Genomic DNA, 22,852 nt, shown 5'->3' with positions numbered 1-22,852 from the left:
TTTTTAAAGATACATAATAGAGTTGGGAGCTGACGAAATGAACGTACAGGAAAGTTTCGTTACGGCATTGGATGGATCGGAAATTTATTTGCGTAAGTGGTTACCAGAAGATGAACCGAAAGGGATTATTCAAATTGCACATGGTATGACAGAACATGCAGGTGTTTATACAGACTTTATTGATGCTTTATTAGAAGCAGGCTATGGTGTTTATGCACATGATCATAAAGGTCATGGGAAAACGGTGAAGAGAGAAGAAGATTATGGTCATTTTGAACCAAATATAGGGTGGAATCAAGTTGTATCGGATGTTATCTTTGTTTCAGAAAGGATAAAAGAAGAGCAGTCAAGTCCTTTGTTTTTACTAGGACATAGTATGGGTTCTTTTTTATCAAGACGTGCTGTACAACTTAGGGGTGAACTATACGATGGATTTTTGATTTCAGGAACAGGTGGAAATCCAGGGCTTTTAGGAGTTATTGGTCATAAAGTAGCAACAATCGAAATGAAATTGCGTGGGGCAAAAACGAAAAGTCCAATGTTAAACTTTTTATCTTTCGGAAACTTCAATTCGAACTTTAAGCCAAATCGTACAAAATTCGATTGGTTATCTTCAGATAATAATCAAGTTGATAAATATATTGCGGATCCGTTATGTGGTTTCATTTGTACGACGAGTTTTTACCGAGAATTATTTTCTGGTGTATTAGAAGTAAATAAACTAGAAGAATACAAGAAGACGCCAAAGAATCTTCCAATACATATATTCTCTGGTGATCGTGATCCTGTTGGCGATATGGGGAAAGGTGTAAAAGAAGTATATGAAAACTATAAAAAATGTGGTGTGAAAGACGTGACACTACGTTTATATGAAAATGGTAGACATGAAATGTTTCATGAAGTAAATAAGGATGAAGTATTTAAAGATTTAATTTCGTGGTTAAATGCGCATAATAAATGAGAAAGATAAGCCCAAACTGTTTACAGCTTGGGCTTATCTATTTTACAGAAATACGGGCAATAAATTCTTAAATTCACTTTACTTAATAAAAAATAAATCTTATTCTATAGTCGTTAAAAAATAAAGAAATATTGTATGAGAGGAAACCTCAATTTTCTGAAGTGAGGTTTTTTGTAGTAACGAAGTAATAGTGAATAAAACTAATTTTAAAAATAACTTAAAATCAAACTATTTATAAAGAAACAGATGCCTGTTCATAATAGTAGTATAATAGTGAATGAGGTGTTAATAGAATGGAAGATAGAACATTAGGTTTATTACTAGATGTTGTTGGGGAATTATTTTCAGATGAAATTTCAATTGCTGTTTCGAATACGAAAGAATATATTTACTATCGGCCAAGTAAACGAATTGATTTAAAGATTAGTGTCGGGGATCCCATAAAGGAAGGAACGATTGCTTATAAAGCGATGGTGATGAATCAAAAAACCTCTGAGTTTATGAATCGGGATGTTTTTGGTATTCCTTATCATGGAATGGCTGTACCATTTTCCAACAATGGAAAGCTTGAAGGGTGCGTAACGGCAATTTATCCAGCTTTAACGGATGGAAAGTCAGTCGTTACTTTAAAAACAACAGACGGCTGGATTCCGGTTCCTTTTTCAAAGGTTATGTATTTAGAGGCTAAAGATAAAAAGACGTATGTGAATTCAGAAGAGTTATCAGGAACACATAAATACTCTCTGCAAGAATTCGAATACTTGCTTCCTAAAGATTCATTTATTAGATGTCACCGCTCATTTATTGTAAATGTTAATCATATTAAAGCGATTTATCCTGATACCCATTCTACTTTTGTACTTTCGATGGATAATGGTGAGAGAGTACCAGTTAGTCAATCATACGCTAGTTATTTCCGTAAGCTTCTAGGATTCTAAATTTTTCTGCTTTAGAACCTAGATTTGCTGTTCTGTCTGAATTTTCGGCATTGTATACTAAAATCCCTATTTTGATAGTGTTAATGTGTAAAATAATTATGAATATTCAATGAGAGAGGGATTACATATGGAGAATAATTTAGATAGAATCAGAGATCAACGTCTAAAAGATCGGGTAGTTACACCTGAAGAAGCAGCTTCTTGGATTCAAAGTGGAATGACTTTAGGCTTAAGTGGGTTTACACGTGCAGGTGATGTAAAAGCAGTCCCATTTGCGCTTGTAAACCGAGTTAAGAATGATGAATCTTTTAAAGTAAATGTTTATACTGGGGCTTCTTTAGGCTCGGATGTAGACAAATTATTTGCTGAGGCAGGAATTTTAGGGAAAAGATTACCTTTCCAAGCTGACGCGACTATGCGAAAAGGAATTAATAACGGAGACTTTTTATTTGTGGATCAACACTTGTCTCATACAGCAGAGTTACTCCGCGCAGACGTTCTGGATATAGATTTCGCTATTTTGGAAGCGGTTGCGATTACAGAGGACGGAATGATTATTCCAAGCACTTCAATTGGAAATTCCTTAGCGTTTTCCTTAAATGCTAAGTCTATTATTATTGAAATGAATATGGCTCAATCCGCGCAATTAGAGGGGCTACACGATCTATATGAACCAGGTAAACAAGGGGAGAGACTTCCAATTCCGCTTGTGAAAACAGATGACCGAATTGGAACAATCGGTATTCCAATTGATCCTGAAAAAGTGAAGGGAATTGTGTTTACGAATCAATTGGATTCGCCATCGACAATTGTTCCTCCGGATGAAGAAACTGTTATTATGGCACAGCATTTAATAGAATTCCTTCGAGAAGAAGTCAAAGTAGGCCGATTAACAAATCGTTTAGCGCCGTTACAATCAGGAATTGGTTCAGTGGCTAACGCCGTATTGCACGGAGTGTTAGATTCAGAATTTGAAGATTTAGAAGTATATTCCGAGGTTTTACAAGATGCAGTTTTTGATCTTATGGATGCTGGAAAAGTCAATTTTGCTTCTTGTTGTTCTATCACGCTTTCTGAAGAGAAAATGCAACAAGTATTTTCTAACTTTGAAAAATATCGTGACAAATTAATGATGCGTCCACAAGAGATTTCCAATCATCCTGAAATCATTCGTCGCCTTGGATTAATCTCAATTAATACGGCTTTAGAATTAGATATATACGGAAATGTTAACTCTACTCACGTTTTAGGTACAAAAATGATGAATGGTATTGGTGGTTCTGGTGATTTTGCGAGAAATGCACGCCTAGCTATCTTTGTTACGAAATCGATTGCAAAAGGTGGTAACATTTCAAGTATCGTTCCTTTCGTTTCGCATGTAGACCATACTGAACATGATGTAGATGTTATTGTCACTGAACAGGGGTATGCCGACTTAAGGGGACTTGCGCCAAGAGAAAGAGTGGAACTTATTATTGAGAATTGCGCACATCCAATGTATCGTGATCAACTACGTGCTTATTACGAAGAAGCAAAAACAAGAGGTGGACAAACTCCTCATATTTTAGAAAAAGCTTTTTCTTGGCATACGAATTATGCTAAAAATGGAACAATGCTTGAAGCGGTAGTAGAAACTGTATAGAAATATAAGAATGATTCTTAGAATAATATGCTATAAAGATTGAAAGAAAAGAACGCCAATTTTCAGGAATGGCGTTTTTTTCTTTTAAAAAATTATTATCTAGTATGAAGAATTATAAAAGTAATCTCTTATTTACGGAAATAAGAGGTTTTTTAAATTAATTTTCGAATCATTTTATAGTGTATATATCGAAGGTGAGGAGAAAGAATCATGAAGATAAGAAAAGCGTTATTAAGTGAAGCAAATGAATTGAGTGAACTCGCACTACACTCAAAAGCAACGTGGAATTATAGTGAAGAATTCATACTTGCTTGTAAGGAAGATTTAACAATTACAGAAGAGTACATAAAAAATAACTTTGTATATGTTTTAGAAAACGATAATACGAAGATTGGTTTTTTCTCATTTTTACGTAATGATAAAGCTCTCGATTTCCTGTACATTCATCCCCGATACAAAGGGAAAGGCTACGGGAAAATACTTTGGGAGTATGTAATAGAAAAAGCAAATGAACTAGGTTTAAAAAGTTTTACGATTGATAGTGATCCGAATGCAAAAGGATATTACCTGAAAATGGGAGCACAGTTAATCGGAGAAACACCATCAACTGTTTTTAAGGATCGTTTACTGCCCCTTTTGAAATATGATGTGTAAAACAATTAATAGTAGGAGAAGCTGAGAATGGATCATGTAAAGAGAAAGCAAATATATGAAGCACTAATAAGATCGTGGTCGATTGAAACAAGCTCAAAGTGGACAATTGAAAATCCAGCAAAGGGACAATGTGGTGTTACAGCTCTAGTCGTTCAAGACATATACGGAGGGAAAATTAAAAAGACAAAAATAGGGAGCGTGTGGCATTTTTATAACTTTATAGATGGGCAGAGGTTTGATTTTACAGAGGTTCAATTCAATGAAAACCTGAATTATTTGGATGTGGAATCAAATCGGGAAGAAGCATTTGCAGATACAAATGAAAAGCAATATAGCATTTTGAAGGGAAAAATAACAAAAGAATTAAAATTATCTTTTGACTCTTAATCTTTAATAAGTTACTATAATGGTGGTAACTTATTAAAGGGAACTTCATAGAGTTGAAAGGGGAAATACTTTTGAAAACAACTTATGTAAACGCTACAATTGTAACGATGAATGAACAAAACGAAGTGATAGAAAATGGATATATCATTGTAGAAAATGATCAAATTATAGATGTAAAGAGCGGAGAATTCGCTAATGATTTTGAAGTAGATGAAGTAATTGACATGAAAGGAAAATGGGTTTTACCAGGGCTTGTAAATACACATACACACGTTGTAATGAGTCTCCTAAGAGGTATTGGAGATGATATGCTATTACAACCATGGCTTGAGACGAGAATTTGGCCACTGGAAAGTCAATTTACTCCAGAGCTTGCGGTCGCTAGTACGGAACTAGGATTACTTGAAATGGTGAAAAGTGGTACAACATCATTCTCTGACATGTTTAATCCAATTGGAGTAGATCAAGATGCAATTATGGAAACGGTATCAAGGAGCGGGATGCGAGCTGCTGTTTCAAGGACTTTATTTAGCTTCGGAACGAAAGACGATGAAAAGAAAGCGATTGAAGAAGCTGAGAAATATGTGAAGCGTTACTATAACGAAAGTGGCATGTTAACTACGATGGTTGCACCACATAGTCCATATACATGTAGTACAGAATTGTTAGAAGAGTGCGCACGGATTGCAGTAGAGAATCAAACGATGGTTCATATCCACCTTTCTGAAACAGACCGTGAAGTACGTGATATTGAAGCACAATATGGAAAACGTCCAGTAGAATATGCAGCGAGCTGCGGATTGTTTAAACGCCCAACAGTTATTGCACACGGTGTAGTATTAAATGATGATGAGCGTGCATTTTTAGCAGAACATGACGTTCGAGTAGCTCATAATCCGAATAGTAATTTAAAACTAGGTTCTGGTATAGCGAATGTAAAAGCGATGCTAGAAGCAGGAATAAAAGTAGGAATTGCAACAGATAGTGTTGCATCTAACAATAATTTAGACATGTTTGAAGAAATGCGCATAGCGACTTTACTACAAAAAGGTATTCACCAAGATGCAACAGCGTTACCAGTTGAAACAGCTCTTACACTTGCGACTAAAGGAGCTGCTGAAGTAATCGGCATGAAACAAACAGGATCACTTGAGGTTGGAAAGTGTGCCGATTTTATTACGATTGACCCATCTAATAAGCCGCATTTACAACCAGCAGATGAAGTGTTATCGCATCTTGTATATGCTGCCAGTGGAAAAGATATTAGCGATGTCATTATTAATGGAAACCGTGTCGTTTGGAATGGCGAATGTAAAACGTTAGATGAAGAGCGTATTATATTTGAAGCAAGTCGTTATAAACGAGGTTTGCAAAGATAGATAATTATGTGGCAGTTGAAAAAAGCTATCCTTTAAAAGGATAGCTTTTTTCTTGAACGAATAAATATTCAAAAGAATGTCGCATCTTTCTGTTATTATTTCTGCTATAATATATAACGCTTTATAATATTTTATACTTAAGGAGAACAACTCATGAAGCGAAAAAAGAGCCATTTAATGGTAATGGCACTTGTTACATCTTTATTATTAACAGCTTGTAATAATAAAGCGAATAAAAGTGATACAGAGGTTAAAAAACAAGTGTTAAATGTAACAGTATCAGAAGAAATTCCTTCTCTGGACACTGCGAAAACGATGGATGGTACATCAGCACACGTTATGCAAAACATATTTGAAGGGTTATATGTATTAAATGATCAAGATCAGCCTACTCCAGCAGTAGCAAAATCGTTTAAAAGAAGTGAAGATGGTAAGAAATATACATTTAACTTGCGTAAAGATGCAAAATGGTCAAATGGAGATAATGTAACAGCAAATGATTTTATATTTGCGTGGAAACGTGCAATTAACCCTGAAACGGCATCTCAATATGCATACATGCTCTTTTATGTGAAAAATGCGAAAGAGATTAATAAGGGAACAATGCCTCTTGATGCACTTGGGGTTAAAGCAATAAATAATTATACGTTAGAAGTTGAACTCGAACAGCCGGTTCCGTATTTTTTACAGTTGTTAGCACTACCTATATACTTACCACAGCATGAATCATTTTTGAAAGAACAAGGAAACAATTATGCATTGGAACCTAGTAATCTCATATATAACGGGCCATTTGTATTAGAAAAATGGAAGCATGAACAAGAGTTTCAATTAAAGAAGAATGCTGCATATTGGGATCGAAAGAAAGTGAAATTAGACGAAATAAACTTTCATATCGTAAAGGATACAATGACAGCTGTAAATTTATATGAAGCCGGAGATTTGGATCGAGTACCTATTAATTCGCAAGTTGTAGACAAGTATAAAGGGAATAAGGAATTACATATGTCGAGTGATCCTGGAATTGCTATGCTTCGTTTTAATGAAAAAAATACCGCGTTAGCAAATAAAAAGGTGCGTCAATCTATTTCATTAGCGTTAAATAAGGATGATTTCGTTGCTCACTTTATTAATAACGGAGCAAAACCTGCAAGCGGGCTTGTACCAGTTGGTCATGTAAATGAAGTGACCGGTAAAGATTTTAGAAAAGAAAACGGAGATCTTTCTTCATATGATTTGCAAAATGCGCAAAAGATTTGGAAAGAAGCGAAAAAAGAGCTTGAAGTAGAGCAAGTAAACCTCGAGTTTTTAACGTTTGAACAAGATAATGCAAAACGGATGGCAGAATATATAAAAGGTGATTTAGAAAAGAATTTGCAAGGAATCGCGATACAAATTAAACAACAGCCATTTAAGCAAAAATTACAGTTAGAACAAGCAGGTGATTACGATATAACTATGGCAAACTGGGGACCTGACTATAAAGACCCAATTAGTTATTTAGAGTTATTTACGACAGGGAATCCGAATAATAAAATGAATTATTCTAATGTTCATTACGATGAATTAATAAAGAAAGCGAAAACGGATTTTGTACTAGATACGGAAAACCGATGGGAAGCGTTGCGAGAAGCCGAGCAGGTATTATTAGAAGATGCTGCGGTAGCGCCGCTTTATCATATTGGCTCAGCATATGTACAAAAGGATTATGTAAAAGGAATTGAAAAGCATCAATTTGGTGGTATTTATACTTATAAGAATGCTTATATTGCTAATGAATAAATATAAAAAACCTTACTTTTTAAAAGTAAGGTTTTTTACACATGAATTCTATTAAACCGATTTTAATAAAGCGTAAAAATTCGTATCATATGGGACATCATCTTGATACATATAATTTTTTAGAACGCCTTCTTTTTCAAAGCCTAATTTTAATAGTACTTTATTGGAAGCTTCATTTTCAAGAAATACAATTGCTCCAATCCGCTTTAAATGAATCGTATGGAAACCGTATGATATAACCTCAGAAACAGCTTCAGTCGCATATCCTTTTCCCCAGTGTTCAGGCAAAAAGGCATAACTTATATTGGCTCGTTTATGCTCAGAAGACCAATCATGAAAACCAATGGTACCGATGAGTTCTTTCGTGTCTTTTAATTCGATTCCCCATTTTATACCGCTTCTTGCATTGTAACTCAACTTAAAGTTATGAATGATTTGTTTCACTTGATCAACATCTTGTAACGGTTTTTGGCCATAATAGCGCAGTACATTAGTATTAGAAAAGCATTGTAGTATACGCGGTGCATCTTCTTCGGTAAGTTCTCTTAAAATGAGTCTTTCAGTTTTTAATAAAGGAAACATATTTTCGCTCCTTTTCACATGAAAATAGAATGTATTTGTTATTATATAATTTAATCTGAAAATAAAGATTATTCAAGGTGTAAGGAAGTTATTGGCTGGAAATAGAGTATATAATTTATTTTAAAAAGACTTTATAGGATTAATACAAATAATGAAAAAAGAGTATTCCAAATTAAAATTGGAATACCCTTTTTCATTACCCTACAAATGTTTGATACAGTAAGAAGATATTTAAAATGATAACGAGTGCTGCAATTATCCAAGCGATAAATGTTGTTATACGGTGGTTAACGAGTGCACCCATAATCTTTTTGTTACTTGTAAACATAATAAGTGGTACTAGCGCAAATGCAATACCGAATGATAAGACGACTTGGCTCATGACTAGAGCGTAAGTTGGATTTACACCTAAAGCGATAATAACTAATGGTGGAATCATTGTAATAAATCGGCGTAAGTATAACGGAATATGCATTCGAATGAAACCTTGCATAATAATATCACCCGACATTGTACCGACAGAAGAGCTAGATAGTCCTGCTGATAAAAGTCCAATCCCAAATAATGCAGCCGATACAGGACCTACTAAATTGGTAAATTGAGTGTAAGCAACATCTAAATCTTCAACGTGCAAGCCGTTTTTAAAGAATAGAGCAGCTGCTACAATTAACATACTTGCATTAATTGCTCCAGCAATAACCATTGCAATAATAATATCGATAAACTCGAAGCGGAAAATCTTTTTCTTTTGTTCATCATTTGTTCCGACTACGCGCCGCTGCGTTAAGGCGGAATGTAAATAGATTGCATGCGGCATAACTGTCGCACCTAAAATCCCTGCTGCAAGTAATATACTATCTACACCTTGGAATCTTGGAATAAATAGTCCTGAAAGAAGGGGACTTAATTCTGGTTTTGCATAAAAAACTTGAATTCCAAAAGCTATTACTACAATGAAAATCATTCCTGTAATAATAGCTTCTAGTGGACGAAATCCTCTACGTTGAAACTCAAGAATAATAAATGATCCGGCTGCAGTAATTAAAGCGGCAGGTAGCATCGGGATTCCAAATAGTAAGTAAAGCCCCAAAGCAGCTCCAATAAATTCCGCTAAATCTGTAGCCATAATAACTAGTTCACCTTGTATCCATAAACCGATAGACACAGGCTTTGGAAAGTTTTCACGAGCTATTTCGGGTAAATTGTTTCCTGTAGCAATTCCTAATTTAGCTGATAAAGTTTGGATTAATACAGCCATTAAGTTAGAAGCGAGTATAACCCATAATAGTAAATATCCATATTGTGAACCAGCTGCGATATTTGTAGCAAAGTTGCCAGGGTCAATATAAGCAACGGATGCGATAAAAGCGGGTCCTAAAAATGGTAACAGCCTTTTCCAGCCTTTTGTTTCTCCACTTAAAGCTAAGTGAGCTGATTGTACAGTTGTACTTTCAGAAGGGAGATGTTCATCTTTTGTTATATCTTTATTCATAGTAGTTTTCCCCTTTAAAATGTTAACTTGATGAAATTATTGTATGTATTCTTACTCATTATTTCAATACATTTAAATATGTTATGTGATAATTTCATTTGAACACGAAAGTTTCCTTAATGCAAATTATATGCCTTTATGCAATGAATGGTGTGATAATGTAAAATAAATTGGGAGTTTATGGTGTGATGACGTAGGGAAACATAATAAATTAAAGGGTCAATTTTGAAATTTATGTGAACATAAAGCCGATAATCCAGCATATTAATTGATGGAATTGCATTTGTATGATATATAATATATTGGGATTACAACATAACCATAGTGTTTTGATGTGTAATCTTGTTTTTTATTTTTGTTAACTGATAGAAAATAGTATAAAGAAAAGAAAATGGGATTCATTTTCTTATTATATATGTTTTGATATGAACGTTAACTTATACATGATTTTAAAAATTAGATAGGTGGTAGAAATACATTGGCAACTACAAAACCATACAGAGTATTACTATATTACATGTACACAACAATTGAAAACCCAGAAGAATTCGCGGCAGAGCATTTAGCATTTTGTAATTCACTTGAATTAAAAGGAAGAATTCTTGTAGCAAAAGAAGGTATTAACGGAACTTGTTCTGGAACTGTAGAACAAACAGAGAAATACATGGAAGCAATGAACAATGATCCACGTTTTGACGGTATCGTATTTAAAATAGATGAAGCTGATGGTCATGCATTCAAGAAAATGCACGTGCGTCCTCGTCCAGAGTTAGTTACACTTCGTCTAGAAGATGACATTAACCCACACGAAATAACTGGGAAGTATTTAGAGCCAAAAGATTTTTATGAAGCAATGAAACAAGAAGATACAGTTATCATTGATGCACGAAATGATTATGAGTTTGATTTAGGCCACTTCAAAGGTGCGATTAAACCTGATATCGAATCATTCCGTGAATTACCAGATTGGATTCGTGAAAATAAAGAAGTACTTGAAGGTAAAAAGATTTTAACTTATTGTACAGGCGGAATTCGTTGTGAGAAGTTTTCTGGTTGGTTAGTTCGTGAAGGCTATGAAGATGTAAGTCAGCTTCACGGCGGAATTGTAACGTACGGAAAAGATCCAGAGGTACAAGGTGAGCTTTGGGATGGACAATGTTACGTGTTCGATGAGCGTATCGCTGTACCAGTAAACCAAAAAGAACATGTTATCGTTGGTAAAGACCACTTTACAGGTGAACCTTGTGAGCGCTATGTAAACTGTTCAAATCCAGAATGTAATAAGAAAATTTTATGTTCTGAAGAAAACGAAGCGAAATATTTACGTGCATGTTCTCATGAATGTCGTGTAAGTCCACGTAACCGCTACGTAATACAACATGAATTAACGGAAGAGCAAGTAGCTGCTGCATTAGAGCAAATCGAAGCAGGGAAGTAAACTGAATTCGTATAATAAAAGGGGTACTCCAAGTTTAATTTTGGAGCACCCTTTTTTTATTATCCGGCCCTGTTATTTGTCGGTTTTTGTCGGTAAGTCGATATATTAAAAAAATCGCTGATATATTTTGAGTTGCGCTGATATATTTCGAGTTGCGCCGATATAATCGGAAAATCGCTGATAAAGATTTCACTTACTGCAGCGCGCCAAGAATTTGAAAATACCCTTCTTTAATTTTTATCTTCTTTCTCTTTAACGGCAGAAAGTACAGTTTGTTTTACCCAAGCTTTTCTTCGTTTATGTTGTAGACCCCATTGGTATAAACTTTGGGCTCCTAAAATAAGTGAAATGACAATACCGCTAATCGCAATTAATAGAGCGAAAAATTCAAGAGGTGACGATATTTTGTTTGAATCGGTGTTTCTTAAAAGGTCAATCATAGTAAACCCTAACATTTGGCCCACTACAGAGTAGAGCGTTAAAATTAATAATAAAAGGCTATCTTTTTTAGAAGCGACATTTTCTTGATATTTAAACAAACTATCAAGATTTTGTTTCGCGTTCAAGTATAGAACCTCAATATTAAAAAGTATTCTTAAGCGGAAGAAAATATCTTCACTTTGTGATTGGGATACTAATTCTAAAGAAAAATAATTAGCAGTGAACGAATTGATTGAATAAATTAATTTCTCGATTTTATTAGTATCTTGTTCAATGTTTAGCTCAGCATAGGCGTTTGCCATTTTTAATAAAACAATTTTATGGAATAGGTTTAATAATAAAGCGTAATAAAATTCCCCATACATTTGACTAGCAAGTTTAGCAATTTCGCGTTCTCCTTCATTTGTTACACATGTAAAAATGTGTTCTTCCATTATGAAATAACGATTTGGAGCCCACCTCTGGTAAGCGTGTTTTTTTAAATAGTCATGAATGTAAGGAAGGTTATTTGCACTCACATATGGCTTACCATCACTTGTTAATCCGGAAAGACTAGAAGTACGATAAACATCCACTTCATTAAGTTCCATACCTTCTTTTAGTGACAATAAAGTTTAAACGTACATTCTTTGGTCTTCAAAGAAAGGGAAGGTTTGAAAGTATGAACTTCTTAATCTCTTCTTTTCAAAGAAATCAGTTACGCCATGAAATAAATAACCAAAAATGAATTTTTCAACTTGGGAATACTTTTTTCCGTTACATTCAATACAAATAGTCTCATTTGTATCATTTTTAGTTTCAAGTACACGGAAGCGGGCAGCGAATTCGATTGCTTCAGATAAAGTCATGTTTGGAGCAGTGTTTACTTCTGTTCGAATTGTTAAGAAGCCAAGTTCATAAGGACAAAGTGTTACATCAATAGAGTGTATATTAAATTGGATTGAAGTAAGGTTTGTTGTTAAATGTCCAGTTAAGTTAAGGTCCTTTGAATAACGTTGCAAGCCCTTTTGATGCTCTGAGTGAGGAAAGAGAATTTTATTGGTAAATGAAAGATAGTATGCTTCCATATTTTGATGTGAAACTTTAAACTCCCCATAATATGTATTTTCATCATCGAGATGATCGAGCCGAAAAGGACGAAAATCGTTTTTTTGTAAGAAAGGGAACATCTCTTGTTCATATCCAGCTTTAAACGAAAACGGGAATATAAATTGAAATATAGCTGTTGCTACATCTTTTTCCTCAATTACTTGTATTGCCTCCATCTACATTGTTTCCTTTCCATATATGCTATAGAAACAACATGCCCAAATTTATTTGAAAATAACCACTGTTTTATACTCAATTGAGAGTGGAAATTCAGCTTATTTAGCAGAGGACATGTATAATGTTATGTATACTAAAAGTTATAAAATTGTATTTTGAAGAGGGGGATGCTGTATGCGGATTTTAGTATTAGGCGCTGGTGGAGTCGGAGGATTTTTTGGTGGCAGATTAGTCGAAAAGGGAGAAGATGTTACATTTCTTGTTCGTAATAAACGAAAAAAACAATTAGAGGAAAGAGGACTTGTAATCCGAAGTGTTAACGGGGATTTTTCCTTTCAACCGAAATTAATAACGAAGGAAGAGAGAACTTCTCCATTTGATGTCATTTTATTTTCAACAAAAGCGTATCACTTAAACGAGGCAATTCAAGATTTGAAGCCGTTTGTTGGCGAAGGTACTGTAATCATTCCATTGTTAAATGGTATCGCTCATTTATCACTATTACAAAAAGAATTCGGCGAAGAAAAAGTAATTGGCGGTTTATGCTTTATCGAGACGACGTTAAACGATCAAGGAGAAATTGTACAAACTAGCGCTGCCAACAGACTTGTGTTTGGAGAAATTAAGTCTCAAAATTCAGAGAGAGTAAAGCATATTTCTAAAGCATTTGCAGGTACGAAATCTAGTTTTGTTTTAAGTGAAAATATTACGCAAGATATGTGGCATAAATATTTATTTATTACTGTAATGTCCGGTGTGACAACGTTAATGCGTGCACCAATTGGACCAATTCGTGAAAGTGAAGGCGGCCGTGATTTTATCCGTAATGTGTTTGAGGAATCTGTACAAATCATGAGAGTATTAGGAGCTCCAATAAAGGTTAATATTGCCCAGGAACATATGAAAACGATTGATAAAATTTCGTATGATATGAAGTCATCGATGCAACGTGATATGGAGAAGGGTTCGTTTATTGAAGGGAAGCACTTGCAAGGATATTTACTGGATGTAGCAGAGCAATTTTCTATAACGGCACCATTATTAAGCACTATATATCAAAATTTAAAGGTGTATGAAGAGATGACCTTTAACAGATCTGTAATAGAATTAGATGTATGAAAAAATAAAAAAGATAGCAATATATAAGTGTATTGCTATCTTTTTTATTTTTTTTATGACAAATTATTTATTTCTTTTCGTTCTATCTGTCAAATTTATTTCCTGTTCACGTTTACCATATAACTGATTAATTTCACTTACTACTGCATCTAAATATGAATCGGAAAAAATAGGCTTCTTTTCTTTAGACATATGGGTCTCCTTTGCGAATTTTTTAGTATTCATTATGTATATTTCTCAGTGGATTATGCACAATCATTTTAATTTTTTTCTTATTAAAAATTTTTGTTTACTTTTTGAAAATAAAGGAGTATTATAATCCACAGTTTCAATTTTCTAAATCGCTGAAACCGCATGGTACGGGGGACCCGTTTTTACGGATTAGTACATAATCCGATGGGGTGAATCCTTGAAAAAGGTAGGGCTACTCATAGGCCCGAATCCGACAGCTAACCTCGTAAGCGTTATATTGAGAAGGAAGGTGGAGCTTGTGCGACAAAAAAAATAATGTCTACAAGTCTATTTCGCTATGGCTTGTAGACATTTTTTGTTTTCTGAAGAAATAGTTTACTGGCTGTAACAAGCAGAAAAGTTCGTACAAAATTATTGGAGAGTGGACAGCATTGGTTTCATCTATTAAAAGATTTTTAATTGGAAGACCGTTAAAATCAACAGAGCTTGGAGAACAAAAGCTTAATAAAACGAAAGCTTTAGCTATTTTATCTTCTGACGCATTGTCATCAGTTGCTTACGGTCCAGAGCAAATTTTAATTGCTTTAGCAGGTGTTGGAGCGATCGCTTATTGGTATTCCATTCCGATCGCTGTTGGGGTATTAGTACTATTGACAGCCCTTATTTTATCATATCGTCAAATTATTTTTGCTTATCCGCATGGCGGGGGAGCGTATGTTGTATCAAAAGAAAATTTAGGAATGAATCCAGGCTTAATTGCTGGAGGATCTTTATTAGTTGACTATATTTTAACTGTTGCGGTAAGTGTGTCCGCTGGTACAGATGCAATTACGTCTGCGTTTCCTAGCTTACATGCACACAATGTCATTATTGCGGTTATATTTGTTATATTAATTACAATATTAAACTTAAGAGGAGTAACGGAATCAGCTTCCGTTTTAGCATATCCTGTTTATTTATTCGTTTTAGCACTATTTATATTAATTGGTGTAGGCATATATAATATTTTAACTGGTCATGTTTCACCCACTTTACATGCGCCGATTGGTACACCAGTTGCAGGAATTAGTTTGTTTTTATTACTAAGAGCATTTGCATCAGGTAGTTCGGCTTTAACAGGTGTTGAAGCAATTTCAAATGCAATTCCGAACTTTAAAGATCCTGCGCCAAACAATGCTGCAAAAACATTGCTTGCAATGGGTGCATTACTTGCTGTGTTATTTTCAGGAATTGTATTTTTAGCTTATTATTACGGAGTGACTCCGAGTAAAGAAGTAACAGTTGTTTCTCAAATTGCTGAACAAACATTTGGACGTAATTTCATGTACTATTTCATACAAGGTACAACAGCTTTAATATTAATTCTCGCTGCTAATACAGGTTATTCTGCATTTCCTTTATTAGCGGTTAACCTTGCAAAAGATAAATTCATACCGAGAATGTTTACGATTAGAGGAGACCGTCTAGGTTACTCAAACGGTATTATTATACTTGGAGTTGCTTCGATTATTTTAATTGTAGCTTTCCAAGGACAAACAGAACATTTAATTCCGTTATATGCAGTAGGTGTATTTATTCCATTTACACTTTCTCAAACAGGGATGGTATTAAAATGGCTTCGCGAAAAGCCTGAAGGATGGGCTTTAAGATTAACGATTAATTTAATTGGTGCAGTTATTAGTTTTATCGTAATGAGCATGTTCTTCTTAACTAAATTTGCACAAGTTTGGTCGATTCTTATTTTCTTACCAGTTATTATCTTCTTATTCCATCGAATTAAGAAGCATTATGATGCAGTGGGTGATCAATTAAGTTTAAAAACTTGCGAACCTCTTATTCCAATTGAGGGGAATGTAATTGTCGTTCCTGTAGCAGGTATGACGCATGTAGTAGAAAATTCATTGAACTATGCAAAATCTCTTTCGGCAGATCAAGTTATCGCAGTATATGTTGCTTTTGACAGAGAAGAGGAAAAGAAATTTGAGGAGAAATGGAAGAAGTGGCAACCTGAAGTAAGGCTTGTTACATTACATTCTCATTATAGAAGTATTATTCAGCCGCTAACGAAGTTTATCGATACAGTGCAATATAAGGCAAGTGAATCGAATTACCGTGTTACGGTCGTTATACCACAGTTCATTCCGAAAAAAGGTTGGCATAACATTCTTCATAATCAATCCAGTTTACTTATACGTGCGTATTTACTTTATAAAAGAAATGTTGTTATTACGACAGTTCCATATCATTTGAAAAAATAAGAAAATTTTTTAAGGATAGCTTCGCGAAAATGAAGCTATCCTTTTTGTGTATATGCTATGCATAATTGCATATGGGGTTAAAAATTATACTAATATAACTTCATTGGTTATTTGAAAGTAGTGTTTTCTGTTGTGATATATAGATATTTCAATCGATAAAGTGAATCGGATTATATTTTGAAATAAGGACATGAAAGCTTGAAAATAAAGGGAATGAAAATACTTCTTTACGATATATAAACAGCTGTGTTTAAATGACCTTACAGTACAAAACTTATATGAAAACAAAATAAAATTTCATATTTACGTATGTTGTTTAGTTTAAAATGAATAATATTTTTATGTAATATATTCACTGTGTGAATGTGGGAATTTCGATGAAATAGAAAATTTATACAATATTATTCATACTAAACACATATGAAAAATAATAAAATGTTTTGTGACGATAAGTAAGTACTGTAGCAATACGAGAGAGGTGGTTCATACATAGATCACGTTGAGAACGTTCTCTATTTTAACCATCTCAAATTATGGGCAAGAAAATAGAATAATAAAATGCGATAGTAATAGTTGCTAATACATAGGAGGAGTTAAAGTGAAAAAGACTTTAATTACAGGGTTATTGGTTACAGCAGTATCTACGAGTTGCTTCATTCCTGTAAGCGCTTACGCTAAGGAGGGGCAAACGGAAGTGAAAACAGTATATGCGCAAAATGTAATTGCTCCAAATACATTATCCAATTCAATTAGAATGTTAGGATCACAATCACCGCTTATTCAAGCATACGGATTAATTATTTTGCAACAGCCAGACATTAAGGTAAATGCGATGAGTAGCTTAACGAATCATCAAAAGTTTGCAAAGGCGAATGTACGAGAGTGGATTGATGAATATAATCCGAAGCTAATTGACTTAAATCAAGAGATGATGAGATACAGCACTAGATTCAATAGCTATTATAGTAAGCTCTATGAACTAGCAGGAAACGTAAATGAAGATCAGCAAGCAAAAGTAGATTTTATGAGTGCATATGGAAAATTACAATTGCAAGTACAGAGCATCCAAGAGAGTATGGAGCAAGATTTATTAGAGTTAAATCGATTTAAAACAGTATTAGACAAAGATAGTAACAACTTATCAATTAAAGCCGATGAAGCAATAAAAACACTGCAAGGATCAAGTGGAGATATTGTGAAATTAAGAGAAGATATTAAAAGAATTCAAGGGGAAATTCAAGCTGAACTAACTACTATTTTGAATAGACCTCAAGAAATCATTAAAGGTTCTATTAATATCGGTAAACAAGTATTTACAATCACAAATCAAACTGCACAAACGAAAACAATCGATTTTGTTTCTATTGGTACTTTAAGTAATGAAATTGTAAATGCTGCAGATAGTCAAACGAGGGAAGCAGCTCTTCGCATTCAACAAAAGCAAAAAGAGTTATTGCCACTTATTCAAAAGTTATCACAAACTGAAGCAGAGGCGACTCAAATTACATTCGTTGAAGATCAAGTAAATAGCTTTACAGAATTAATTGATCGTCAAATTACAACTTTAGAAACGTTATTAACCGATTGGAAAGTTTTAAATAATAATATGATTCAAATTCAAACAAATGTTGAAGAAGGCACGTATACAGACAGTAGTTTACTTCAAAAACATTTTAATCAAATTAAAAAAGTAAGTGATGAAATGAATAAGCAAACAAATCAATTTGAAGATTACGTTACAAACGTTGAAGTACATTAAATAGAAAAATAATTAGCGATATAGGGAGAGAAGAAAAATGACAAAAAAACCATATAAAGTAATGGCTCTATCAGCACTTATGGCAGTATTTGCAGCAGGAAATATTATGCCGGCTCATACGTATGCAGCTGAAAGTACAGTGAAACAAGCTCCAGTTCATGCGGTAGCAAAAGCTTATAATGACTATGAAGAATATTCATTAGGACCAGAAGGCTTGAAAGATGCAATGGAAAGAACAGGTTCAAATGCTTTAGTAATGGATCTGTATGCTTTAACAATTATTAAACAAGGTAATGTTAACTTTGGAAATGTATCGACTGTTGATGCAGCTTTAAAAGGAAAAGTGATTCAGCACCAAGATACAGCTAGAGGAAATGCGAAGCAATGGTTAGATGTATTAAAGCCACAGCTTATTTCAACGAATCAAAACATCATTAACTACAATACGAAATTCCAAAACTATTATGATACTTTAGTTGCTGCGGTAGATGCAAAAGATAAAACGACTCTTACGAAAGGCCTAACTAGATTATCAAGTAGTATTAATGAAAATAAAGCGCAAGTGGATCAGTTAGTAGAAGACTTGAAGAAATTCCGAAATAAAATGACGTCGGATACGCAAAACTTCAAGGGTGATGCAAATCAAATTACATCTATATTAGCTAGTCAAGATGCAGGAATTCCGCTTCTGCAAAATCAAATTACAACGTACAATGAAGCAATTAGTAAATATAATGCAATTATTATCGGTTCATCTGTTGCGACAGCTCTAGGACCAATTGCAATTATTGGTGGTGCAGTAGTTATTGCTACGGGCGGAGGAACACCGCTAGGAGTAGCATTAATTGCAGGTGGTGCAGCAGCTGTAGGCGGTGGTACAGCTGGAATTGTATTAGCGAAGAAAGAGCTTGATAATGCACAAGCAGAAATTCAAAAGATAACAGGACAAGTTACAACTGCGCAATTAGAAGTAGCTGGATTAACGAACATTAAAACACAAACAGAGTATTTAACAAATACAATTGATACTGCAATTACAGCGTTACAAAATATTTCAAACCAATGGTATACAATGGGATCAAAATACAATTCTCTACTTCAAAATGTGGATTCAATTAGTCCAAACGACCTTGTTTTCATTAAAGAAGATTTAAATATTGCGAAAGATAGCTGGAAAAACATTAAAGACTATGCAGAAAAGATTTATGCTGAAGATATTAAAGTAGTAGATACGAAAAAAGCATAATCGAATACGAATCGTTAGAGCGTTAAGTGTTGATGAATGATTTGAAGCTCCTGTTCAGTTGTGAGCAGGAGCTTTTGATATCCTTATAAAGAGAATAGGTGAAAAATATGCAGAAAAGATTTTATAAAAAATGTCTTTTAGCGGTAATGATTGCTGGGGTGGCAACTAGTAACGCATTTCCTTTACATCCTTTTGCAGCAGAACAAAATGTAAAGGTGCTACAAGAAAATGTGAAAAACTATTCTCTTGGACCAGCTGAATTCCAAGATGTAATGGCACAAACGACATCAAGTATATTTGCAATGGATTCATATGCAAAATTAATTCAAAATCAACAAGAGACGGATTTAAGTAAAATAAGTTCGATTAACAGTGAATTTAAAGGGAATATGATTCAGCATCAAAGAGATGCAAAAATTAATGCGGCATATTGGTTAAATAATATGAAGCCTCAAATTATGAAAACGGATCAAAATATTATTAATTACAATAATACGTTTCAATCGTATTATAATGACATGTTAATAGCGATTGATCAAAAGGATAGCGGAAAATTAAAAGCTGATTTAGAAAAGTTGTATGCGGATATTGTAAAGAATCAAAATGAGGTAGATGTATTATTAGGAGATTTGAAAGCCTTTCGCGATAGAATGGCGAAAGATACAAATAGTTTTAAAGAGGATACAAATCAATTAACAGCGATATTGGCAAGTACGAATGCTGGCATTCCAGCTCTAGAGCAACAAATCAATACATATAACGATTCGATTAAAAAGAGTAATGATATGGTCATTGCTGGTGGCGTACTTTGCGTAGCACTAATAACATGTCTTGCTGGCGGGCCGATGATTGCGGTTGCAAAAAAAGATATCGCAAATGCAGAAAGAGAGATAGCTAATTTAAAAGATAGAATTTCAGGAGCACAAGCAGAAATCGTAATTTTGACTGATGTAAAAAATAAAACAACAAACATGACGGAAACAATTGATGCAGCAATTACAGCACTACAAAACATATCAAATCAATGGTATACAGTAGGTGCAAAATATAATAATTTACTACAAAATGTAAAAGGAATTAGTCCGGAAGAGTTTACGTTTATAAAAGAAGATTTACATACAGCGAAAGATAGCTGGAAAGATGTAAAGGATTATACAGAAAGATTACATGAAGGTGTGGCAAAGTAAACAGTGGGCTAGTTCCGCTGTTTATTTTTTATTCCGTTTTTTTTTTGTGAGAGTTGAACTTGTAATTATATATAGGTTTGTCATGTGTTTTATCAATGTGGCTATTGGGTAATATTTAATCAAATTGATACGAATAACCTAAATAAATTTCTGATCAAGTCTTTTATATGTAATGTTTTAATGAAAAAAGCTATACTGTAAGCAAAACTAAAAATTGGAGAGGAAATACTACAACATGGAAAATTATCTATTATTTATCCTTACAGCAATGCTAATCATAATGATGCCTGGTCCTGGTTTTGCACTAGTTACAAAAAATACTATCTCGCATGGTAAAAATGGCGGGATAAAGACTGTTTTAGGAACGATATCTGGAATGATGATTCATACAATAATGGCTACGTTAGGACTTTCTGCTATCTTAATGAAATTTGCTATGTTATTTACATGTATAAAATATGCTGGGGCTGTTTATTTAATTTATTTAGCTGTAAAGTCAATTAAAAGTGCCTTACATAAAAAAGAAGATATGTCAGGTTCAGCAGAAATGGACTCTAAGGATATTGGGGCAATTAAAAGCTTTAGACAAGGATTTACTACGGCAATTTTAAATCCAAAAACCGCTGTATTTTTCCTTAGTTTTTTACCCCAATTTATTGTGAGTAATCAAAATCATTTCCTCCAATTTCTTTTATTAGGAGTCACATTTACGACTTTGACAGCAATATGGTATTTACTTTACATCTCACTCATACGTCAATTAAGAACTTTTTTAAGAAAAGAAAGAGTGAACCGTACAATAGAGGGTATTACAGGCGCCATATTATTAGTATTTGGAGTTAGATTGTTTTTCCAAAAATAAATATGTAGATAAAACGAGAAATAAAAAAGTTGATTATTTCTCGTTTTATTCTTTAAAATCTGCAACAGAACCAGGATCTCCCATCAAAGTATAAATTCCAAGGGAGGAACCGTTTTTTTTATTTACTTATATACGTACAGCTGTACCACTGACAGCAACCATTAACATTCCATCACGAACAACTTCGTAATCTACGTCAATACCAACGATAGCGTTCGCACCTTTTCCTTTTGCAAGTTCTTTCATTTCGCCCATTGCAATATCACGAGCGTCTTTTAGCTTACTTTCATAAGCACCAACACGGCCACCGACAACATCACGAACGGAAGCGAATACATCGCGGACAATATTTGCACCCATAATAGCTTCACCATTTACAATATCAATATACTCAATAATCTCTTTACCTTGAATTCCAGAAGTTGTTGTTACAATCATGACTGACACTCTCCTAATATCTTATAATTTTTGATTAGCTTTCTTATATCATAGAAAAAGTATTTTTGGCACCAGAAACAAGTCTAGTTTCTTACAGAATGAAACCAAGGCAATTGTTTAACATATGTATCGCTATAACATATGCAATGGATCTTTTAGAAATAAGATAAGCCGCAGTAAGTATCAACGATCCAGGTAAATAAATAGCAATATCCGAAAGTTGGTTCGTATGAAGAAGTGTAAAAATCATAATCGAAATGATAGATGCAATAGCGGTACCAATATGGTAAGAAAAACGATTTATTAATATGTGGCGAAACACAATTTCTTCAAGTATTGGACCCAGAATACCAAATACAAGCAATGTAAATACAAGAGGTACCTCTGCACCCGTTTCAAGGAGCTGCTCTTGGTTCTCTGGTTGACCAGTTGCTAGAAAATACATAACACACTGTTCCACAATTAACGTAAATAAAACTACCATAGGAATACTTACTATTTTCAAAATTGTCTTCTCTTTAAAATAAGTAAAACTTTCAATAATTTCTTTCCTAAAGCAAATGATTCCTACAATAGCAGGTACAGTAAAACCGATGGCACTAAGAACAAATTCTGATTCAATTAAATTGACATTAGCTAAAAGTGATATGCCAAATAATATGTACAAGCCAATTTGAAATGGTACAAACAGTGTAAAGATTATTAGCATAATAAGTTCTTTTGTATTCGTTTTTATAAAGTTCACTTTATTACCTCCATAATTAAATTACTTAGAATCTTTGATTTTTCTTGCTGCATTAGGTTCTCCTTCTAAAATATATTTATATAA

Annotated in this window: 19 protein-coding genes, 1 pseudogene and 1 riboswitch; of the genes and pseudogenes, 14 read left to right on the top strand and 6 right to left on the bottom strand. The window is 33.8% G+C overall.

Annotation, left to right across the window (positions count from 1 at the left end; all coding sequences use genetic code 11):
• Positions 1 to 37: 37 nt before the first annotated feature.
• The 7 genes from AC0OM3_RS15610 (at position 38) to AC0OM3_RS15580 (ending at position 7,743) form a co-directional block, all read left to right on the top strand.
• Positions 38 to 961, top strand: a complete 924-nt coding sequence (locus AC0OM3_RS15610) for an alpha/beta hydrolase (protein ID WP_474212328.1) — start codon at positions 38 to 40, stop codon at positions 959 to 961.
• A gap of 293 nt (positions 962 to 1,254) precedes the next feature.
• Positions 1,255 to 1,899 carry a LytTR family DNA-binding domain-containing protein gene (locus AC0OM3_RS15605; protein WP_000390213.1) on the top strand — a complete coding sequence of 215 codons (645 nt, stop codon included), beginning with the start codon at positions 1,255 to 1,257 and terminating at the stop codon, positions 1,897 to 1,899.
• Between the two features lie 127 nt (positions 1,900 to 2,026).
• Complete coding sequence (locus AC0OM3_RS15600; protein WP_474212326.1) at positions 2,027 to 3,541, top strand: acetyl-CoA hydrolase/transferase family protein; 1,515 nt, start codon at positions 2,027 to 2,029, stop codon at positions 3,539 to 3,541.
• Between the two features lie 210 nt (positions 3,542 to 3,751).
• Positions 3,752 to 4,195 (top strand): GNAT family N-acetyltransferase, encoded by a 444-nt coding sequence (locus AC0OM3_RS15595; RefSeq protein WP_000702232.1) that lies wholly within the window; start codon positions 3,752 to 3,754, stop codon positions 4,193 to 4,195.
• A gap of 27 nt (positions 4,196 to 4,222) precedes the next feature.
• On the top strand, positions 4,223 to 4,582 hold the full coding sequence (locus tag AC0OM3_RS15590) for a YunG family protein (protein WP_000350133.1): 360 nt from the start codon (positions 4,223 to 4,225) through the stop codon (positions 4,580 to 4,582).
• Positions 4,583 to 4,635: 53 nt separating this feature from the next.
• Complete coding sequence (locus AC0OM3_RS15585) at positions 4,636 to 5,961, top strand: bifunctional S-methyl-5'-thioadenosine deaminase/S-adenosylhomocysteine deaminase (RefSeq protein WP_474212324.1); 1,326 nt, start codon at positions 4,636 to 4,638, stop codon at positions 5,959 to 5,961.
• A gap of 153 nt (positions 5,962 to 6,114) precedes the next feature.
• A complete protein-coding gene (locus AC0OM3_RS15580; protein ID WP_000823521.1) occupies positions 6,115 to 7,743 on the top strand; it encodes a peptide ABC transporter substrate-binding protein in 1,629 nt (542 codons plus the stop codon).
• Positions 7,744 to 7,794: 51 nt separating this feature from the next.
• Here AC0OM3_RS15580 and AC0OM3_RS15575 read toward each other — a convergent pair whose 3' ends face one another.
• Together AC0OM3_RS15575 and AC0OM3_RS15570 are read right to left on the bottom strand one after the other, a co-directional pair.
• Complete coding sequence (locus tag AC0OM3_RS15575; protein WP_053514141.1) at positions 7,795 to 8,325, bottom strand: GNAT family N-acetyltransferase; 531 nt, start codon at positions 8,323 to 8,325, stop codon at positions 7,795 to 7,797.
• 196 nt (positions 8,326 to 8,521) lie between these two features.
• Positions 8,522 to 9,817 (bottom strand): Nramp family divalent metal transporter, encoded by a 1,296-nt coding sequence (locus tag AC0OM3_RS15570; RefSeq protein WP_474212322.1) that lies wholly within the window; start codon positions 9,815 to 9,817, stop codon positions 8,522 to 8,524.
• A gap of 478 nt (positions 9,818 to 10,295) precedes the next feature.
• On the opposite strand from AC0OM3_RS15570, the gene trhO reads away from it, so the two are divergent.
• The gene (gene trhO, locus AC0OM3_RS15565) at positions 10,296 to 11,255 is read left to right on the top strand and encodes an oxygen-dependent tRNA uridine(34) hydroxylase TrhO (RefSeq protein ID WP_000246214.1); all 960 of its coding nucleotides are present in this window, start codon (positions 10,296 to 10,298) and stop codon (positions 11,253 to 11,255) included.
• Positions 11,256 to 11,485: 230 nt separating this feature from the next.
• On the opposite strand, the pseudogene AC0OM3_RS15560 reads toward trhO, so the two are convergent.
• Positions 11,486 to 12,961 (bottom strand): annotated as a pseudogene (locus AC0OM3_RS15560) (hypothetical protein).
• A 175-nt stretch (positions 12,962 to 13,136) separates the two neighbouring features.
• Between AC0OM3_RS15560 and panE the strand changes: the two are divergent.
• The gene (gene panE, locus AC0OM3_RS15555) at positions 13,137 to 14,081 is read left to right on the top strand and encodes a 2-dehydropantoate 2-reductase (protein ID WP_061884003.1); all 945 of its coding nucleotides are present in this window, start codon (positions 13,137 to 13,139) and stop codon (positions 14,079 to 14,081) included.
• A 63-nt stretch (positions 14,082 to 14,144) separates the two neighbouring features.
• Here the strand turns inward: panE and AC0OM3_RS15550 are convergent, their stop codons facing one another.
• Positions 14,145 to 14,273, bottom strand: a complete 129-nt coding sequence (locus AC0OM3_RS15550; protein WP_000031874.1) for a hypothetical protein — start codon at positions 14,271 to 14,273, stop codon at positions 14,145 to 14,147.
• A 140-nt stretch (positions 14,274 to 14,413) separates the two neighbouring features.
• Positions 14,414 to 14,560: riboswitch (cyclic di-AMP (ydaO/yuaA leader) on the top strand.
• A 144-nt stretch (positions 14,561 to 14,704) separates the two neighbouring features.
• Between AC0OM3_RS15550 and AC0OM3_RS15545 the strand changes: the two genes are divergently transcribed.
• The 5 genes from AC0OM3_RS15545 to AC0OM3_RS15525 all read left to right on the top strand — a co-directional run bounded on the left by AC0OM3_RS15545 (position 14,705) and on the right by AC0OM3_RS15525 (position 21,585).
• Positions 14,705 to 16,531, top strand: coding sequence for an APC family permease (locus tag AC0OM3_RS15545; protein WP_000254884.1), 1,827 nt, complete (start codon positions 14,705 to 14,707; stop codon positions 16,529 to 16,531).
• 598 nt (positions 16,532 to 17,129) lie between these two features.
• Positions 17,130 to 18,290 carry a non-hemolytic enterotoxin NHE subunit A gene (nheA, locus tag AC0OM3_RS15540; protein ID WP_061884005.1) on the top strand — a complete coding sequence of 387 codons (1,161 nt, stop codon included), beginning with the start codon at positions 17,130 to 17,132 and terminating at the stop codon, positions 18,288 to 18,290.
• A 37-nt stretch (positions 18,291 to 18,327) separates the two neighbouring features.
• On the top strand, positions 18,328 to 19,536 hold the full coding sequence (gene nheB / locus AC0OM3_RS15535) for a non-hemolytic enterotoxin NHE subunit B (protein ID WP_474212318.1): 1,209 nt from the start codon (positions 18,328 to 18,330) through the stop codon (positions 19,534 to 19,536).
• Between the two features lie 107 nt (positions 19,537 to 19,643).
• Complete coding sequence (gene nheC / locus AC0OM3_RS15530; protein WP_474212314.1) at positions 19,644 to 20,723, top strand: non-hemolytic enterotoxin subunit C; 1,080 nt, start codon at positions 19,644 to 19,646, stop codon at positions 20,721 to 20,723.
• Between the two features lie 235 nt (positions 20,724 to 20,958).
• Positions 20,959 to 21,585: a LysE family translocator gene (locus AC0OM3_RS15525; protein WP_474212312.1), complete on the top strand. Its 627-nt coding sequence runs from the start codon at positions 20,959 to 20,961 to the stop codon at positions 21,583 to 21,585.
• 126 nt (positions 21,586 to 21,711) lie between these two features.
• Here AC0OM3_RS15525 and AC0OM3_RS15520 read toward each other — a convergent pair whose 3' ends face one another.
• Together AC0OM3_RS15520 and AC0OM3_RS15515 are read right to left on the bottom strand one after the other, a co-directional pair.
• A complete protein-coding gene (locus AC0OM3_RS15520; RefSeq protein WP_202822527.1) occupies positions 21,712 to 22,023 on the bottom strand; it encodes a heavy metal-binding domain-containing protein in 312 nt (103 codons plus the stop codon).
• Between the two features lie 91 nt (positions 22,024 to 22,114).
• Positions 22,115 to 22,768 carry a CPBP family intramembrane glutamic endopeptidase gene (locus AC0OM3_RS15515; RefSeq protein ID WP_202822528.1) on the bottom strand — a complete coding sequence of 218 codons (654 nt, stop codon included), beginning with the start codon at positions 22,766 to 22,768 and terminating at the stop codon, positions 22,115 to 22,117.
• Positions 22,769 to 22,852 lie beyond the last annotated feature (84 nt).

The sequence above is a fragment of the Bacillus sp. FAU20 genome (genome assembly GCF_056033865.1).
This window is presented reverse-complemented; position numbering and strand designations above follow the sequence as displayed.

Coding starts and splice junctions, on each gene's coding strand:
- AC0OM3_RS15610 (WP_474212328.1), top strand. CDS start 38: ATGAACGTACAGGAAAGTTTCGTTACGGCATTGGATGGATCGGAAATT.
- AC0OM3_RS15605 (WP_000390213.1), top strand. CDS start 1,255: ATGGAAGATAGAACATTAGGTTTATTACTAGATGTTGTTGGGGAATTA.
- AC0OM3_RS15600 (WP_474212326.1), top strand. CDS start 2,027: ATGGAGAATAATTTAGATAGAATCAGAGATCAACGTCTAAAAGATCGG.
- AC0OM3_RS15595 (WP_000702232.1), top strand. CDS start 3,752: ATGAAGATAAGAAAAGCGTTATTAAGTGAAGCAAATGAATTGAGTGAA.
- AC0OM3_RS15590 (WP_000350133.1), top strand. CDS start 4,223: ATGGATCATGTAAAGAGAAAGCAAATATATGAAGCACTAATAAGATCG.
- AC0OM3_RS15580 (WP_000823521.1), top strand. CDS start 6,115: ATGAAGCGAAAAAAGAGCCATTTAATGGTAATGGCACTTGTTACATCT.
- AC0OM3_RS15575 (WP_053514141.1), bottom strand. CDS start 8,325: ATGTTTCCTTTATTAAAAACTGAAAGACTCATTTTAAGAGAACTTACC.
- AC0OM3_RS15570 (WP_474212322.1), bottom strand. CDS start 9,817: ATGAATAAAGATATAACAAAAGATGAACATCTCCCTTCTGAAAGTACA.
- panE (WP_061884003.1), top strand. CDS start 13,137: ATGCGGATTTTAGTATTAGGCGCTGGTGGAGTCGGAGGATTTTTTGGT.
- AC0OM3_RS15550 (WP_000031874.1), bottom strand. CDS start 14,273: ATGTCTAAAGAAAAGAAGCCTATTTTTTCCGATTCATATTTAGATGCA.
- nheB (WP_474212318.1), top strand. CDS start 18,328: ATGACAAAAAAACCATATAAAGTAATGGCTCTATCAGCACTTATGGCA.
- nheC (WP_474212314.1), top strand. CDS start 19,644: ATGCAGAAAAGATTTTATAAAAAATGTCTTTTAGCGGTAATGATTGCT.
- AC0OM3_RS15525 (WP_474212312.1), top strand. CDS start 20,959: ATGGAAAATTATCTATTATTTATCCTTACAGCAATGCTAATCATAATG.
- AC0OM3_RS15520 (WP_202822527.1), bottom strand. CDS start 22,023: ATGATTGTAACAACAACTTCTGGAATTCAAGGTAAAGAGATTATTGAG.